Annotated in this window: 16 protein-coding genes and 1 tRNA gene; 6 read left to right on the forward strand and 11 right to left on the reverse strand. The window is 62.1% G+C overall.

The annotated features are described in order from the left end of the window. Positions 1-12: 12 nt before the first annotated feature. Together IVB42_RS16315 and IVB42_RS16320 are read right to left on the reverse strand one after the other, a co-directional pair. Positions 13-795 carry a DUF169 domain-containing protein gene (locus tag IVB42_RS16315; protein WP_018455136.1) on the reverse strand — a complete coding sequence of 261 codons (783 nt, stop codon included), beginning with the start codon at positions 793-795 and terminating at the stop codon, positions 13-15. A gap of 54 nt (positions 796-849) precedes the next feature. Continuing rightward, complete coding sequence (locus IVB42_RS16320; RefSeq protein WP_245288410.1) at positions 850-1,599, reverse strand: YdcF family protein; 750 nt, start codon at positions 1,597-1,599, stop codon at positions 850-852. 182 nt (positions 1,600-1,781) lie between these two features. Here IVB42_RS16320 and IVB42_RS16325 point away from each other — a divergent pair, with 182 nt between their 5' ends. The 3 genes from IVB42_RS16325 to IVB42_RS16335 all read left to right on the forward strand — a co-directional run bounded on the left by IVB42_RS16325 (position 1,782) and on the right by IVB42_RS16335 (position 3,674). Further along, positions 1,782-2,723, forward strand: a complete 942-nt coding sequence (locus IVB42_RS16325) for an acetamidase/formamidase family protein (protein WP_018455138.1) — start codon at positions 1,782-1,784, stop codon at positions 2,721-2,723. Positions 2,724-2,923: 200 nt separating this feature from the next. Next, positions 2,924-3,121, forward strand: a complete 198-nt coding sequence (locus IVB42_RS16330; protein ID WP_007603456.1) for a hypothetical protein — start codon at positions 2,924-2,926, stop codon at positions 3,119-3,121. 73 nt (positions 3,122-3,194) lie between these two features. Continuing rightward, entirely contained in the window at positions 3,195-3,674 is a 480-nt protein-coding gene (locus tag IVB42_RS16335; RefSeq protein ID WP_018455139.1) for a GcrA family cell cycle regulator, read from the forward strand. A 304-nt stretch (positions 3,675-3,978) separates the two neighbouring features. Here the strand turns inward: IVB42_RS16335 and IVB42_RS16340 are convergent, their stop codons facing one another. Further along, positions 3,979-5,535 (reverse strand): porin, encoded by a 1,557-nt coding sequence (locus IVB42_RS16340; RefSeq protein WP_247404835.1) that lies wholly within the window; start codon positions 5,533-5,535, stop codon positions 3,979-3,981. Between the two features lie 406 nt (positions 5,536-5,941). On the opposite strand from IVB42_RS16340, the gene IVB42_RS16345 reads away from it, so the two are divergent. Beyond that, the gene (locus IVB42_RS16345) at positions 5,942-6,448 is read left to right on the forward strand and encodes a MarR family transcriptional regulator (RefSeq protein WP_007611061.1); all 507 of its coding nucleotides are present in this window, start codon (positions 5,942-5,944) and stop codon (positions 6,446-6,448) included. Between the two features lie 10 nt (positions 6,449-6,458). Here IVB42_RS16345 and IVB42_RS16350 read toward each other — a convergent pair whose 3' ends face one another. The 3 genes from IVB42_RS16350 to IVB42_RS16360 all read right to left on the reverse strand — a co-directional run bounded on the left by IVB42_RS16350 (position 6,459) and on the right by IVB42_RS16360 (position 9,875). Continuing rightward, positions 6,459-7,577, reverse strand: coding sequence for an alpha/beta hydrolase (locus IVB42_RS16350; RefSeq protein ID WP_018455141.1), 1,119 nt, complete (start codon positions 7,575-7,577; stop codon positions 6,459-6,461). Between the two features lie 275 nt (positions 7,578-7,852). After that, positions 7,853-8,824 (reverse strand): SDR family NAD(P)-dependent oxidoreductase, encoded by a 972-nt coding sequence (locus tag IVB42_RS16355; protein WP_085353399.1) that lies wholly within the window; start codon positions 8,822-8,824, stop codon positions 7,853-7,855. A 142-nt stretch (positions 8,825-8,966) separates the two neighbouring features. After that, entirely contained in the window at positions 8,967-9,875 is a 909-nt protein-coding gene (locus tag IVB42_RS16360) for a dihydrodipicolinate synthase family protein (RefSeq protein WP_026232886.1), read from the reverse strand. 331 nt (positions 9,876-10,206) lie between these two features. Between IVB42_RS16360 and IVB42_RS16365 the strand changes: the two genes are divergently transcribed. Then, a complete protein-coding gene (locus tag IVB42_RS16365) occupies positions 10,207-10,446 on the forward strand; it encodes a hypothetical protein (protein WP_007603449.1) in 240 nt (79 codons plus the stop codon). Positions 10,447-10,776: 330 nt separating this feature from the next. On the opposite strand, the gene IVB42_RS16370 is transcribed toward IVB42_RS16365, so the two are convergent. The 3 genes from IVB42_RS16370 to IVB42_RS16380 all read right to left on the reverse strand — a co-directional run bounded on the left by IVB42_RS16370 (position 10,777) and on the right by IVB42_RS16380 (position 12,884). Then, on the reverse strand, positions 10,777-11,163 hold the full coding sequence (locus IVB42_RS16370; RefSeq protein WP_157642930.1) for a hypothetical protein: 387 nt from the start codon (positions 11,161-11,163) through the stop codon (positions 10,777-10,779). A gap of 234 nt (positions 11,164-11,397) precedes the next feature. Next, the gene (locus tag IVB42_RS16375; protein WP_018455146.1) at positions 11,398-11,745 is read right to left on the reverse strand and encodes a hypothetical protein; all 348 of its coding nucleotides are present in this window, start codon (positions 11,743-11,745) and stop codon (positions 11,398-11,400) included. 665 nt (positions 11,746-12,410) lie between these two features. Beyond that, complete coding sequence (locus IVB42_RS16380; RefSeq protein WP_247298245.1) at positions 12,411-12,884, reverse strand: hypothetical protein; 474 nt, start codon at positions 12,882-12,884, stop codon at positions 12,411-12,413. Between the two features lie 36 nt (positions 12,885-12,920). Between IVB42_RS16380 and IVB42_RS16385 the strand changes: the two genes are divergently transcribed. After that, a complete protein-coding gene (locus tag IVB42_RS16385) occupies positions 12,921-13,349 on the forward strand; it encodes a hypothetical protein (protein WP_018456779.1) in 429 nt (142 codons plus the stop codon). A 61-nt stretch (positions 13,350-13,410) separates the two neighbouring features. On the opposite strand, the gene IVB42_RS16390 is transcribed toward IVB42_RS16385, so the two are convergent. Next, positions 13,411-13,488: transfer RNA gene (locus IVB42_RS16390), tRNA-Pro, on the reverse strand. 110 nt (positions 13,489-13,598) lie between these two features. Then, on the reverse strand, positions 13,599-14,177 hold the full coding sequence (locus IVB42_RS16395; RefSeq protein WP_018456840.1) for a MerR family transcriptional regulator: 579 nt from the start codon (positions 14,175-14,177) through the stop codon (positions 13,599-13,601). Positions 14,178-14,195 lie beyond the last annotated feature (18 nt).

Raw genomic sequence — 14,195 nt, forward strand, 5'->3', positions numbered from 1 at the left:
TCCGCCTTTGCTTTACTTCTTCGCGTAGCTCACGCCCATGCCGGCACGGACGTCGCTTTGAATACCATAGGGCGGGATCGGATAACGCAGGCCGTTCTTGGCCAGCGCCTTCATGCCCACAACCGCCTTGGCGAGATGTTCCGGCTTCAGGGCCATCAGCATCTCCTCGTCCGGCACGCCGCCATAGCGCCGTTCGGCGTAGCATGGCAAGGACAGGCTGGGCTCACCGCTCTTGAGCGCCCTGCCCCAGGAATCGGCGCAAGCGGTCTCGCCGACCACGCCCCATTCGAACTTCTTGTAGCCGGTGTATTGCAGCCCGTTGATTAGGATGATCATCTGCCCCGGCGTGGCATAGACGAGACAAATGTCCGGCGGATCGAGCCGGCCGCTCGCCAGCGGACTGACCGCGAGCGCCTGATATTGCCCGAACGGAACCACGTCCAGCGCCTCCTGGCGCTTGCGTGCGTCCTCCGCCGTGCCGTGCCAGACCCCGACATAGTTTTCGCCGGCGAGCCATTTTTCGTCCTGCGGTGCAAGGCCGATCACCGCGCGGCATTGCGCGCCGACGAGATCATCGGCCGTGATGCCCACGGTCCAGCCCAGACGCGCGGCCATGCTGACGATCTGGTCGGTGGTGTGGACCGCGTTCGGCCGCCGGACTTTCGGGATTGCCTCCATGTCCGCGGTCCGCGCGAACAGCTTCATGCCGATCACCGTGGTCTTCAGTCGCAACAGGCTGTTGAGATCGGCGACGAGGCCGGCAAGATCGATGCTGTCTGCACTCTGCTGTTGCATGGCGTCCTCCCGGCCGGCAGTGGCGCGCCGGCTGTTATTGCTTCTTGAACGGTTCTAGTCCTTCGCCGGTCCCGGGAGCAACTCGCCAGTCCGGCCCATCAGGCGGTAGGCGACGAGCCCGATCCATTCGCGCACGGCGACCTCGGTTCGGCCGAGCCCGTCCGTGCCGACATTGGTGAAAGAGAAGAGATCGTCACGCCCGCCCATTCGCCAGTCAACCGGATAGGCTTCGACGTCAAATCCCGCCTTGCGAAAGATCCCCATCGAACGCGGCATGTGAAAGGCCGACGTGACCAGGAGCCAGCGTTCGCCCGCCTTGGGCGCCACCAATTGTTTGGTGAAGATGGCATTCTCGTAGGTGTTGCGGGAGTCCCGCTCGAGGATCAGGCGCTGCTTCGCGATGCCCAGATTCTCCAGGATGGGCGCGGAGTAGTCGGCCTCCCGGGAGTCCGTCGAAACCAGGTTCGCGGTGCCCCCGGTGAAGACAATGCGCGTGTTCGGATAGCGGCGCGCGAGCTCGGCCGGCGCAAACAGGCGATCGGCCGCGTGCGCGACGACCGGCGTGCGGTGCGCCGCCGACAGATCGGTGTCGATCGAGCCGCCGAGCACGATGATGCCATCGGGCGCACCGCGCGACGGATCCCACGGCGGAAAACGCGACTCCAGCGGATAGAGCAAGAGGTTGCCGAGCGGCGAAAACGCGGCGAGCGCCAGCAGGATCAGCGTGGCCGCGGCGAGCTTGCGGCCGAAGGCGGCAAAGCGCGTCGCCATCAGGACGACCGAGACGATTCCGAGCTCGATCATCAAGTTGATCGGCAGCACCGCTGCGCCGAGGGTCTTGGACAGGACAAAAAGCAGGGGAGCCTCGCTGGAATGATCGTGCCTGTTGCGCGCGGGCTTGACCCGCCCGTCGATCTTCAGAAAGCTTCTTGGAAGAGGATCGATTGCCTGGTCAAGCCCGGGCCTGTGAAACGGACGGACGCCACATGACCCATCACCACCTGCATTCCAGCCCCGAGACCTGCCATTGGGGGTTCTTCGAGGCTGCGCTCAAGCCCGTCCTCACCATCGCGAGCGGTGACGAGGTCACGGTCGACACCATCAGTGGCGGTCCGGACATGCTGCCCGACCGCAGCAAATTTCACATTCCGCCCGAGATGCACGAGGTTCATGCCCAGAACGAGCGCATGCTGCCCGGCCACATCCTCACCGGCCCGATCGCGCTCGAGGGCGCCGAGCCCGGCGACGTGCTCGCGGTCGAGATCCTCGACGTCCAGCTCCGGCAGGATTGGGGCTGGAACATGATCAAGCCGCTGTCCGGCACCCTGCCCGACGATTTCCACGAGACGCGCATTCTGAACATCCCGCTCGACCGTTCCCGGATGGTCGCCCGCATGCCGTGGGGGCTGGACCTGCCGCTCAAGCCGTTCTTCGGCGTGATGGGCGTTTCGCCGCCGCCGGCCTGGGGCCGCATCTCCTCGCTCGTTCCTCGCGCCATGGGCGGCAATCTCGACAACAAGGAGCTTGGCGCCGGGGCGACGCTGTATCTGCCGGTGTTCGTCCCGGGCGCGCTGTTCTCCTGCGGTGACGGCCATGGCGTGCAGGGCGACGGCGAGGTTTGCGTCACCGCGATCGAGACCGCGCTTCAGGGCCGCTTTCGCCTGACGCTGCGCAAGGACCTCAGGCTCGATTATCCCCGTGGCGAGACGGCGACGCATTACATGACCATGGCGATGGACCCCGATCTGGACCAGTGCGTGGTGCGGGCGCTGCGCGACATGATCGTGCTGCTCGGCGAGAGGCGCAATTTGTCGCGCGAGGACGCCTATACGCTGTGCAGCCTGGCGGCCGATCTGCGGGTGACCCAGACCGTCAACGGCTCCAAGGGCATCCATTGCATGATCGAAAAGACGATCGTGCACGGCTGAGCCGACCAGCCCACTCCTGACCGGTCGAAGCCACGCCGCCGCCGGCCTGCCGCGCGGCGTGCCTTGTCATGCCTAAATTTCCCTCGCGATTCCAACGGGCTGACCAGGCGCCGCAGCCTGCATTTGACTTCTGCCTCCAAACCTAAATAGAGTCTTAATCGTAACTTTTATGTACCTGAGTAAGAGGCTAGCGTTCGGCCATGGCCACCGAAAAAGCCGAGACTGACCGCATTCCTGTAACCTTGGCGCTCTCGACCATCACCTATCTGGAGAAGCTGGTGAGACAGGGCACCCACGGCACCAGCGTTCCCGGCGTCGCACGTACCTTGATCGAGGAAGGCATCCGTCTCGCCATCAAGGACGGGCTTTTGTCGATTCGCGACAATGGCAGGACGTGAGCGCGCGCCGAACGTGAGGCGGACGGATCTCGAGAGGCGGATGGCCGACATCTGCAACCTGGGACCGTTACACATGCCTGTTCTCTCACCCACCTGGACCGACGAACGCATCGAACTTCTGAGGCAGCATTTCGAGGCCGGGCTCTCCTGCCGCGAGATCGCCGCCGACATTGGCGTCAGCCGCAACGCCGTGATCGGCAAGCTGTCTCGCCTCAATCTCACGCGCGGCCGAACCATCGACGATCGCAAGGTTCACGACAGGGGCCTGGCGCCGGCGCGCGCGCCGCGGACCGTGCCGCGGCTGCAATATGAGATGCTCGCCACGATCTACGGCGAGACCGGTGCGCCGATGGTCACCGGTCCGATCGACGATGCCAATCGCTGCTCGCTACTCGAGCTTGCCGAGAACCGCTGCCGCTGGCCGATCTCGACGCCTGGCGCGGACGATTTCTGCTTCTGCGGCAACTCCGCACCCGACGGCCAGTCCTATTGCGCCGGCCACAGCCGCCTCGCCTACCGGCCGAATTCCCGCGCGCGCGTCATGCGCGGCTAGAGCCAAGTCCTGGAGGCGAGTCCTGGAGCCATGCCCAAAACGAAAAACCTCCGGCAGGGCATTGCCGGAGGTTTCTGGAGGTTTAGCATCAAGTCAGAGCCGCAACTTTCGTCATCGGCTGGGAGCTATATAGCTTAGTAGCTCAGGTAAGTAAATAAAGTTGGGCCGATCGATTCGCATGGCTCGTCTTCGTCGCCCGCACGTGCCGCCGGATTTCCGAACGCCCGCTCGCAAAGAAGCCCACCTCATAAAAAAGCCCCGGCGGTGTCCCGCCGGGGCTGCGTCCTATCCGAAGGTCTTGAGCTTACCAGTTGCGCTGGGCGCGAACCAACAGGCTGTAGGTGTCCTGGTCCTTCAGCTCATAGGTCGCCGCGGGCTTGGCAACGCTGGTGAGCGCCGGCGTGGTGATCACGCCCGAGTACTTCTGGTCAAGATGGCTGTAGGTGAAGTCAGCCGAGAAGGTCAGGTTCTTGACCGGGGTCCAGCGGGTGATGACACCGATCTGGCCGATGTTGAAGTCCGGGTTGCAGGTGCCGGTCAGGGTCGCGAACGCGGCGCTGCCGCAGATCATGCCCTTGGCGGTGCCGCTGTAGTTGACGGCAGCCCACGCACCATAAAGCGCCGAATTCCAGTACGGGCTCCAGTTGTGAGTGTAGGCACCACGGAAGCCGTAGGTCTTAGTCAGCTCGAGGCCGCTGCCGGGTGCGAACACCGCGTCAGACACGCCGGCGAAGCCGATGCTCTGATACGCGCCGCCCGAACCGCCGAACATCGAGTAGCTGGTCGCTGCCAGCTCCTGGAAGTTGTAGCGGCTCGCGCCGTCGGTGTAGACGCCCGAGATGTTGATCACGTCGCCTGCACCGGTCGGGATGTTCTTGATCGACAGCGCCAGCTGGACGGCCCAGCCCCACTTGTCTTCAGGATGACCGGTTACTTCGCTCGCGCCGTAATAGCCGACGTGGTTGTCGTGCGCAGCGACCGAGGCCTGGAACAGGCCCCAGGCCTGGTCGACACGGAGCGTGCCGACGAGATCGGGGGAGCGGGTGCCGCCGAGATCGTTGGAGCCGTAGGCACCGCCGAGGACGCCGGCGGTGGACATGCCGGCCGTATTCCAGAGCGCGGTCTGGAACACCTGCGTCTGGTCCTGGGCCGAGACGATCGCCGTCACGCCCTGGCCGAGATCGGCAGTGTAGGTGAACTGGGCAACACCGTTGGTGGTGCCGCTGCCGCCGACGAGCTGGTCGAAGTTGTTGCCGGGATAGTTGATCCAGGGCGCGTCGAACTGCGACACGGCCTTACCCATGGTGAAGCCGGCGAACTGGATGAAGGCGTAGTAGACGCCGAGCGCGCCGCCCGAGATCGTGCCGTCGGTGCCGTTGACGGCGCCGCCGCTGGAGCCGATCAGGCTCGTGCCTGCGGCGTTGAGGCCGAGCGTACCGCTGTACTGGGTCGCACCCGTTCCCGAACCGGCGCCGACATAGTTGCCGGTCGTCCAGGTGAAGACCGCATCGAAATAGGTGCGGACCACGCCGTACTCGGTTGCGGTGCGGGTGTCGATGTTGAGATCTTCACGAGCGCGCATCGAGTAATAGTTGGTCAGGCGGTTGTTGGCCGCGAAGACGTTGTTGTACTGGGCGCTGTAATTGCCGCCGGCATTGAGCGCCACTTCGGCACGCAGATAGCCGCCCAGCTTGATGCAGGTGTCGCTGCCCGGGATGTAATAGAAACCCGCGCCGTAGAGCGAGCAGACCTTCACATACTCGACCGCCTTGGCCTTGACCGGAAGATCAGCCGCCTGAGCTCCACCGACGGCGATCAGACCCGCCGCAGTGCCGAGCAAAAGGCTCTTCACCACTTTCATATTAAAACCTCCAAGTTGCTCATTTTACGAAGACCGGACCGTGAGGCCCCCCAAGATCCCCGTCTTTGAAATCCGCTCGGCCGCTTTGCGCTTCGGACACACCCTCTTTCGACGCGAGGGACGTGAGCAAACCACCTGCAACGGGACGATCGAGTACCCCCCACCGCCACGAAGCAATATGCCTGCGCCTTTCGGTAATCAAAATACCTTATTTAGTCAGCTTTGTTGGTTTTGCTAAACCTGTGCCCCGTTCGCAACACCATTGCGAACCGATTCCGTGAGCTGATCATCTTTGTAGTTTTACTGACAAAATTACCCTGCTCTGCACTTGCGTCAGAGCAGGCTTGCGTGGACTATGGCTTGCACGACACCGGCCGCATACAAATCAGATCACGGGAGTGACGCTGTGTCAGCGACGAGGAAAGAAGGGGCGCGCCTCCGCACCATCGGCAATCTGGATATCATCAGGCGCTTCACCTGGGAGATATCGTCGATCAACATGTATCTGGAGGAGCTGCGTCAGTTCTGGGCGAGAACGCTCGGCATCAGCGGCCCGCAATGGCTGATCCTGATGGCGATCTCCGACCTCGACAAGGACGACGGCATTCCGGTCAACGTCGTCTCGAAACTGCTCCACGTCGATCCGTCGTTCGTCACCACCCAGTCCAAGCTGCTCGAGAAGAAGGGCCTGTTGCGCCGGCGCCCCTCGCCGACCGACGCAAGGGTGGTCCGACTATCACTGACCGAGAAGACGCAAAAGCACCTGGCGAGCCTCAACGAGCAGTACAAGACGATCAAGGAATTCGTCTTCCAGGAGTTCGACGAGAAAGAGCTGACGGAATTCACCACCAAGCTCGCGATGTTGAAGACCCGTCTCGAAAAGGCCTGCGTCCGCCTGACCCTCGACTTCTGAGGCGACGTCCTCAGATGCGCCCCGCGGCGCCGAGCCGCGATTCCAGCCAATCGAAGATATATTCATTGGCAAGGCTCGGATTGTCCGCATGGGCCTGCGCCGCGCCAGTTTCGGCCGCGGTGAACACCTTCAACATGACATCCGAACTGCCGAGCCGGGAGGTCTGGACGATCTGACGCGCCCGATCGGCCTTGAGCCAGCCGTCCTCGCCGAGCGTGATCAGCACCGGACAGTCGGCGCTGGAGGCCATCAGCGGAGCATGCGGCACCGGAACGATGCTGACGTCGCTCATCGCGAATCGGCTGGCAAAGAAGGCCCGCTCGTGCAGGTCCCATAGGCCGCCATCGCAGACGGCGGCGGCAAGCCGCGGCTCCTGCAGCACCGCGCGCGCCACGAAGGAAGAGCCCCAGCCATCGGCGACGATCGCGACGCGCTCGAAATCGACCTCGCTGCACGTCTCCAGATAGTCCATGACGCACGGAATCGCACTCTCGAGATCCCGGCGCCGCAACAGCGCGTCGAGATAATCGTCGCGCTGGTCGCCGAACAGGTCCAGCGCCAGCAGCGAAAAGCCGCGCTCGCGCGCGTGCGGCGCGAGCTTGAACAGAAACTCTTCCTTGCGATGGCCGGGCTCGCCGATGCAGATCACGGTCGGGGCTCGCACGCGTCCCAACGGCGCGTGCGCGGGCAGGAAATAGCCCTGCAACGAATGTCCGTCGAGCCAGGGTATCGTCACGACTTCCCCGGCAGGGTCGCGCGCGGCGAGGAAGCGGCGGGCGCAATCCTGCATCGCGAGGACCGCGACCCAGCGGCGCTCGTCCGCCTGATCGAGCGGCATTGCGGCCGCGCTGTAGTAATTCATGGCGCGGAGCCAATTGCGCTGCGCGGTCGCCCTGTGACCTTCCGCGAACGCGGCCTCGGCACGATGGCGATTGGCCTGCGCCAGCTTCTTCCACTCGCGATGCCAGGACTGGTCGTCGCCCCGCTTCAGCTGCCGCGCGATCATCAGGCATTCGGCGATCGTGGCGCCGCCGTCCTGGGCCGCGGTGAGGAGCCGCGTGAACTCAGCGGAGATGTCCTCTCGCTCCGGGCAAAGGATCCAGTCGTCGGAGAGGCATGCGGGTATCATCGGGAGCTACGCTCTGGTCATCGCCTTACACGTGACTGAATAAACTATTTTGGTTCCCTGACCAAGCTGCGGCGCGCCCAATGAGAGCCGTTCGAGATCACCATCGCTTGAACGCAGGGATGTGTCGCATGCGTGACATTCCAATGCGTCAGGAGTGGCCGACACGGCCAAGAAACGCCGGCAGCGAACTGGCAAGAGGTGGCACGTGAAATTGCCTGCGCGCCTCTTGCCATGATGCGCATCATACCTATATCGGCGCGCGCTCGTCGCCTGCGTCAGCCGAGCCGCCAGCCGACCTCCTGCGTGAAACTTTCGTAGAAGGCGCGGTCGTAGGCCTGCTCCGGCGTAGCACGAACGCGCTCGTCAAGGCGCTTTGCATCCTCACCCACGAGAATGCGCCATTGCTCCGCCTTGACCCCGTCGAGGATGATCCTGGCGGCCTGAGCCGCCGTCGTCGGCGCATCCTCGAGGAAGCTGCGGGCGCGCTCGGCGAACGCCGCCTGGATGTCCTCGTCCGACATTTTGTCGGCATCCGGCACGCCGGCCGCGACCATGCGCTTGCGGGTCAGCGCGATCTCGTCGGCGTTGAGCCGCTCCGAGCCGTCGGCGCTCTGCACCTTGCGCGAATTGGAGACGATCGAGGTGCCGATATGGCCGGGCATCACCACCGAGCATTTGACATGCGGCGCGTGCAGGCGGAGGTCGTTGATGAGCGCTTCGGTAAATCCCTTCACGGCGAACTTCGCCGCGCTGTAGGCGGTGTGCGACTGGTTCATGCCGATGGAGGCCCAGAAGCCGTTGACGCTCGCGGTGTTGACGATGTGGGCCTCGTCGGCCGCGACCAGCATCGGCAGGAAGGTGCGGACGCCGAGATAGACGCCGCCCCAGCAGATGTTGAAGGTGCGCTCCCACTGCTCGCGTGTGTTGGTGAACAGGCTGCCGCCGCCGCCGATGCCGGCGTTGTTGAACAGAAGGTGGATCCGGTCGGTCTTCTGCTGCTCGGCGAGCTCGTCGCGGAATCGCTTGAGATGATCCTCGATCGAGACGTCGGCGACATGCGTCGTGACGCGCAAGCCCTGCGGCAGCTTCTCGACCTCGCACAGCCGCTTGGTCTCGGCCATCGCGGCTTCCGAGACGTCGCACATCGCGACATTGCAGCCCTCGGCGACGAGCTGCCGCGCGAGCTCGCGTCCCATTCCCGTACCGCCGCCGGTGATGACGGCGATCTTTCCTGCAAAATCATTCATGGGACTTTCGGCCCCTCCCTTGTCGGTATGTTTCTTCATGGCTACGCCACGCATCGGAGCGCGCGCAAAATGTAGCAGCGCCGCATCCGCAGGTAAAAGCGGATCGGCGCTGCCGTGCTCATCAGTTATTTCGGGGCGCGGACTATTCGGCCGCCTCGACCCGCCGCCCGTTCAACGCGCCGAGGCCGTCCAGCGCCTTGCGGATCGCCGCCTGCTGCGCGCTTGAGGCCTCCGGCATCGGCGCGCGCGGATAAGTCATGGGCAGGCCCTGCAGCGTCTGCGCATGGCGCGTGCAGGCCGGCAGATTGTCGGCGATGACAGCGTTCCACAGCGTCAGCAGCTTCTTGTGCAGATCGAGCGCGCGCGGATGATCACCCGCCTTCACCGCATCCCACAGCGCGACGGAGGCATACGGCGCGGCGGTCAGGATCGCGGCGATCGAGCCATGGGCCCCCAATGTGTAGGACGGATACATCAGGGCATCGACCGCACTGTAGATCAGCTTGTCCGGCGCCATCATCATGAGGTCCGCGAACAGTTTCAGGTCGCCTGCGCTCTGCTTGACGCCAACCACCAGCGGCACCTCGGTCATGATCCGCGTCAGCAGCGCCGGCGACAGGTACGACCACGGCACCACGTTGTAGATGATGATGGGCATGCCGGTCTCGTCCGCCATGGCGCGGAAATGCGCCACCATCGCCTCGTCGTCCGGCTTGAACAGATAATGCACCGGCGTGACCTGGAGCGCCGCGACATTCATGTCGCGCACCAGCTTGCCGCGGCGGATCGCATCGCGGGTGGAGTCGACGATGATGCCGGCGATGACGGGAATGCGCCCCTTCACCGCGGCGACCGTCGCCTCCATCAGGTCGCGATATTCCTCGTGATCGAGCGTATGCCCCTCGCCGGTCGAGCCGCCGGCCGCGACGCCGTGTGCGCCGGCGCCGATCATCCAGTCGACCTGGGCTGCTACGAGGGTGTAGTCGATTTCGCCATCCTTCCGGAACGGCGTCGTCATCGGCGGGATTACGCCGGTCGGTCGTGTCTTCATGGTGTGCCCTCGCGTTTCCATATCCCTTGTGGCGGCCCCGCTCTTTTGGCGAGTGGCCACGGTGCTGCGAGCCTACCGGCTGCGCGCGGCCTGTGAAGCGCCACCGACGCGGCGCTGCTCCCAGCATTCGACATCCCTGCGGTTGTTACTGACCCGGTTCCCCGTACTTGCCCGGCTTCGGTTCAGGGGCAATTTTTTTACAATCCGAATCGTTAAATGGAGTCCGGACGCTGGGTCGAGTCGGCCAGGCCAGCGTGTTGTTTGCGTCACAGGCTCTGGCACTCCGCTTGCATCCTCTTCGTGGTCAGAAACTACCGATGAGGTGACTGGAATGTTCGTGACCGTCGTTGCCGTGCTCTGCCGGCTGAGTGCAGCCAGCTCAGGCAGTTGCATCGAGGAAATCGTGACCGACAGCAACATGACGCCCGAGATGTCGATGATGCAGTGTGCGATCGGCGCACAGGCTCCATTGGCGAAATGGATGGGCGAGCATCCGATCTACCACGCCAACTGGCGGCTCGATCGCTACAAATGCGTTCCGGGTCGCTACGAGATCAAGGGCCACGCCTAAGGCCCCGCAAAACTACCGACACCAAGACGACGAACGAGGAAACGCCCCGGAGGCCGCATCGTCCTTCCGCGCGGGCATCGACAGCGCCAGCCCCATTGCGGCGGCACGCTTGTGACAACGATCACACCTTCCCCTTAAGCCACCGCTCGCAGAATGATCGCACGCGCGCGTCGCCCTCCGGCGTCGGCATCAGCGCGTAATTGTGCGGCTGTTCGCGGAGCAGATGCAGCTCGACCGGCACGCCCGCCGCCCTCGCCCCGGCATCAAACTACAGAGTGGCTGATCCAGGTTTGAGTCGAGGGAGCCCATCAATTACTCGAGCGACGACGCTCAGCATGCTAGTCGCAAAGATTCGAGCCTCGACCAGTCTTTCGTCTTGTCAAGGTCCAGCTGTAAGACTGACGCTAACCATTCGGCCTTGTTTCTGCGGGAAAAGCTCCTGCAAAAGCCTTCTAGCTCTCCCTCCCTTAAGATCAGAAGACCTATGGCCTGCGACGCAACACATATCTTCTCGAAGGCATTGATCAAATCTGAATCGGCAAATCCTCGATACCCGTCTTCTTTGATCCTTTGCCAAGGTGAAGCGCTCTTTCCCATCTCAGCTATTTGCTTCCGAGATTGGTCCGCAATGGCTTGGCTATTCCGCAACACAGCAGCGATCCGTTCAAGCTCCAGCGCGACTTCTATGGTTGAAGGCTCCAATCGTTTTGATTTCACTTTGGTTATCCCTATAGGTGAACCAGTGAACCAACGACATGAGTCAACTTGGAAGTGAATTGAAATGGACAGGACACTAATGTGTAGACAGGAAAAAGAGAGAGAAAATAGAGCACAAGAGAGACCGCGCCCAACTGCCCGGGGTACGGCGACGGTGGTAAATGGTAAGGGCGGGGCTACAACGCAACAAATAGAAAGAAATCGCTGCGCCGCCCGACGTAGGCTTCACAATCGTTATCGCCTGGGCCAGCCTATCAAGAAGCCAGTGGCCTTGTTTCTGAAGGTAGAAAGGGTAGGAGCAGCGAGCACACCCCGAAGCGGATCCATAATCGCGATGTAGTCGGTGTTGTCCCGCTGAATCCCATAAGCGACGACTACATGAGCTGGGTTTTTCCCTTCCATTACTATGTAGAGATGGTTCCCGGACGTCCCCGCCAGAGGAAACATCTTTTCGTATACATAGTCGAACGTGAGGTCGGCTCTGTCGATTTCCTCGTAATCCATGTTGATCGAGAGGCTGTTTGCAATCTCACCAAAGTACGCAAGATCGAGCGCATTTCCATTGCAGTACATCTGAAACATTTGGATGATTGAGCTATATGACCAACTGACCCCGCGAGTGGCTTCAAGCCAGGAGCTAAGGGCGCAAGCCCAACACACGGGCAGTGAAACTTCGTCGTCGCCAGTTCCTACCGATGGTTGCTTTACAATTCCGGGTTTCGATAGACGATACGTGACCATCTGATACCCTCATTCCCGACAGCATGATCCCCAGATCAAAGCCCGTACTAATGTGTCTTCATTGTGCTGCTAAGTTCAAGCGCAGGCAAGAATTGTATTGCGGCCAACCGAAGCCGTTCTTCAATCCGCTCGAAGCCCTCGAAGCCGTCCATTAATCCGCGCGCTCGTTCGCACCGAATCGCAGCGCCCTCGCGCGCTGGATTGCAGCGCCTTAGTTCTGCTGACTAGTGCTCCGTTACGCTGCGTTACGCTAATTGCAGCACTTTTTCATGGATTCGAACCCCTTCTTTTCGAGGGCTTCCAGAGTTGCGTAAATCGTCGCCATCGGAACCGCCTTGCGCACCGCAGAAGGGCATACGTCGCCTGGCCGTTTGCCGTTTAGGGCCGCCTCCAATGCGGCAACCTTTTCCTCAAGCGCCTTCGTCCGATCAGGTATCGTCCCGAGTTCCTTCCATAGCGGTACGTCGTTTAGCCACTTACGGACGTCGTCGATTACTCCGATTGCCCTACCGCCTGGTGTGCGACTTGGAAATCAGATAGGTGAGGAACGATGCGCATGCTCCGATAAAGAAGATCGCGTCAGCTTCATCAACGTCCGCTTCAGCCTCACTTAAGAGCGCATGTCGGATGCCCTTCTCATCGCTCGTATATCCATAGAGTGATAGGAACGCCTTTTTAAGCGCCGGATGGAGAGCAATCCTCTGTTCTAATCCCGACAATGCCTTCGAAAGATCGCCAGTAGGTTCGAGCACGCGCGCAACTGACTCCGCTGCGCTGATACTTTCACGAACGCTTGCTGGGTAATCTCCTTCGGTGAGTTTCGAAGCAGCATTTTTTAAGTGAGTTTTTGCGCCACCGAATTGCGAAGCAGATAATGCTGTGTTCGCCTGGATAAGCGCGTCGGCTTCCTCTGTTGAGGCAGTCGGCCAGAACACACCGTCTTCAATGCGGTAAGCCGCGCGGCAGTTCTCTAATACCAACTGAACTGCTGGACCGAGATCAGGCGGACAATTTGGGTGCCGAAGAACAGCCTAAAGCCAACCGTACACCTTGTGGCATTCGGCTTTTTCGAACAAGTCACCGATCTTGGTGACGATCCCGTTCGGATTGAATTTGTCGATGCGAACGTGGTGGTGGTCGACATGCAGATCCTTCAGAATTCTGGACCAGTTTCCACGATAATGGAGAATGTCGGTGTAGGCTCGATCAAGCCTTGCATGAATGCAGGCCCAAAGCTTCGCCCGAAGTTCTCGACTAAGTTCCTTGCGGTCGAGCTGCGCCGGGAGAGGTGCCAAACCCTCGCTTGTTCAAAGGTCAGCGATCTACGATCCGAGGTGCCCATGTGCCTGGCTCCGGGCGAATCAACGCGCGATGGTGGTACGCCCCACGTACACGCGGGCAAGCTGTCGTTGGTTATCCGGGCTATTCACATCCCGGCGACATAAGCCCGTTACCCTATCCGTTACCCTTGAGAAAATCCGGACGCCCTGAAATCCGGCTAAGTTTTGGTCGGAGCGAGAGGATTTGAACCTCCGACCCCTAGTCTCCCAGACTAGTGCGCTAACCGGGCTGCGCCACGCTCCGAACGTCGTTCCATTAGCTAGGATCGCCGCTTTGCGCAAGGCGAGGTGACACCATTTTGCTGTCTCCGCCGAAAGGCCTCGGAACTGGCCCAAAGCCGACGGAGTCCGGCGTCAGGCGTCCTTCAATGCCTGATCCAGCATTTCGCGGCAGGCGATGAGCTCGGCGAGCACCCGTCCGAGGCGCTCCCGGTGGATGGCGCTGGGGCCTGCGGGCGCGGCGGGGGTGCCGCCCTTGCGGAAGGTGGTGAGGATTTCCTCGTCATCGGTCTCGGAGAAGCGGAAGTCGATGCCCTCCTCCTCCTCGCCCTGGTAGTCGTCATCGTCGCTGTCGCGGGCGCCGCGGACGCCGGTCTCCTCCTCGGGCTCCATCAGGCTGGCGCCGACGGCGTCCTCGATGGCGCCGAACGAGACCGCGGCCGCGCTGTCGGCGAGGCCCTGCACCGATTTGACGCCGTGCTCTTTCAGGATCCGCTGCACCCCGCGGATGGTGTAGCCCTCCCCGTAGAGCAGACGGCGGATGCCCTTGAGCAGGTCGACGTCGTCGGGGCGGTAATAGCGGCGGCCGCCGCTGCGCTTCATCGGCTTGATCTGGGAGAATCGGGTCTCCCAGAACCGCAGCACGTGCTGCGGAATGTCGAGTTCCTGCGCTACTTCGCTGATGGTTCGGAACGCATCCGGCGCCTTGTCCAAATGCCAAATCCTTATCCA

The organism is Bradyrhizobium sp. 45, from assembly GCF_023073155.1.
GTDB classification, from domain to species: Bacteria; Pseudomonadota; Alphaproteobacteria; order Rhizobiales; family Xanthobacteraceae; genus Bradyrhizobium; species Bradyrhizobium canariense_D.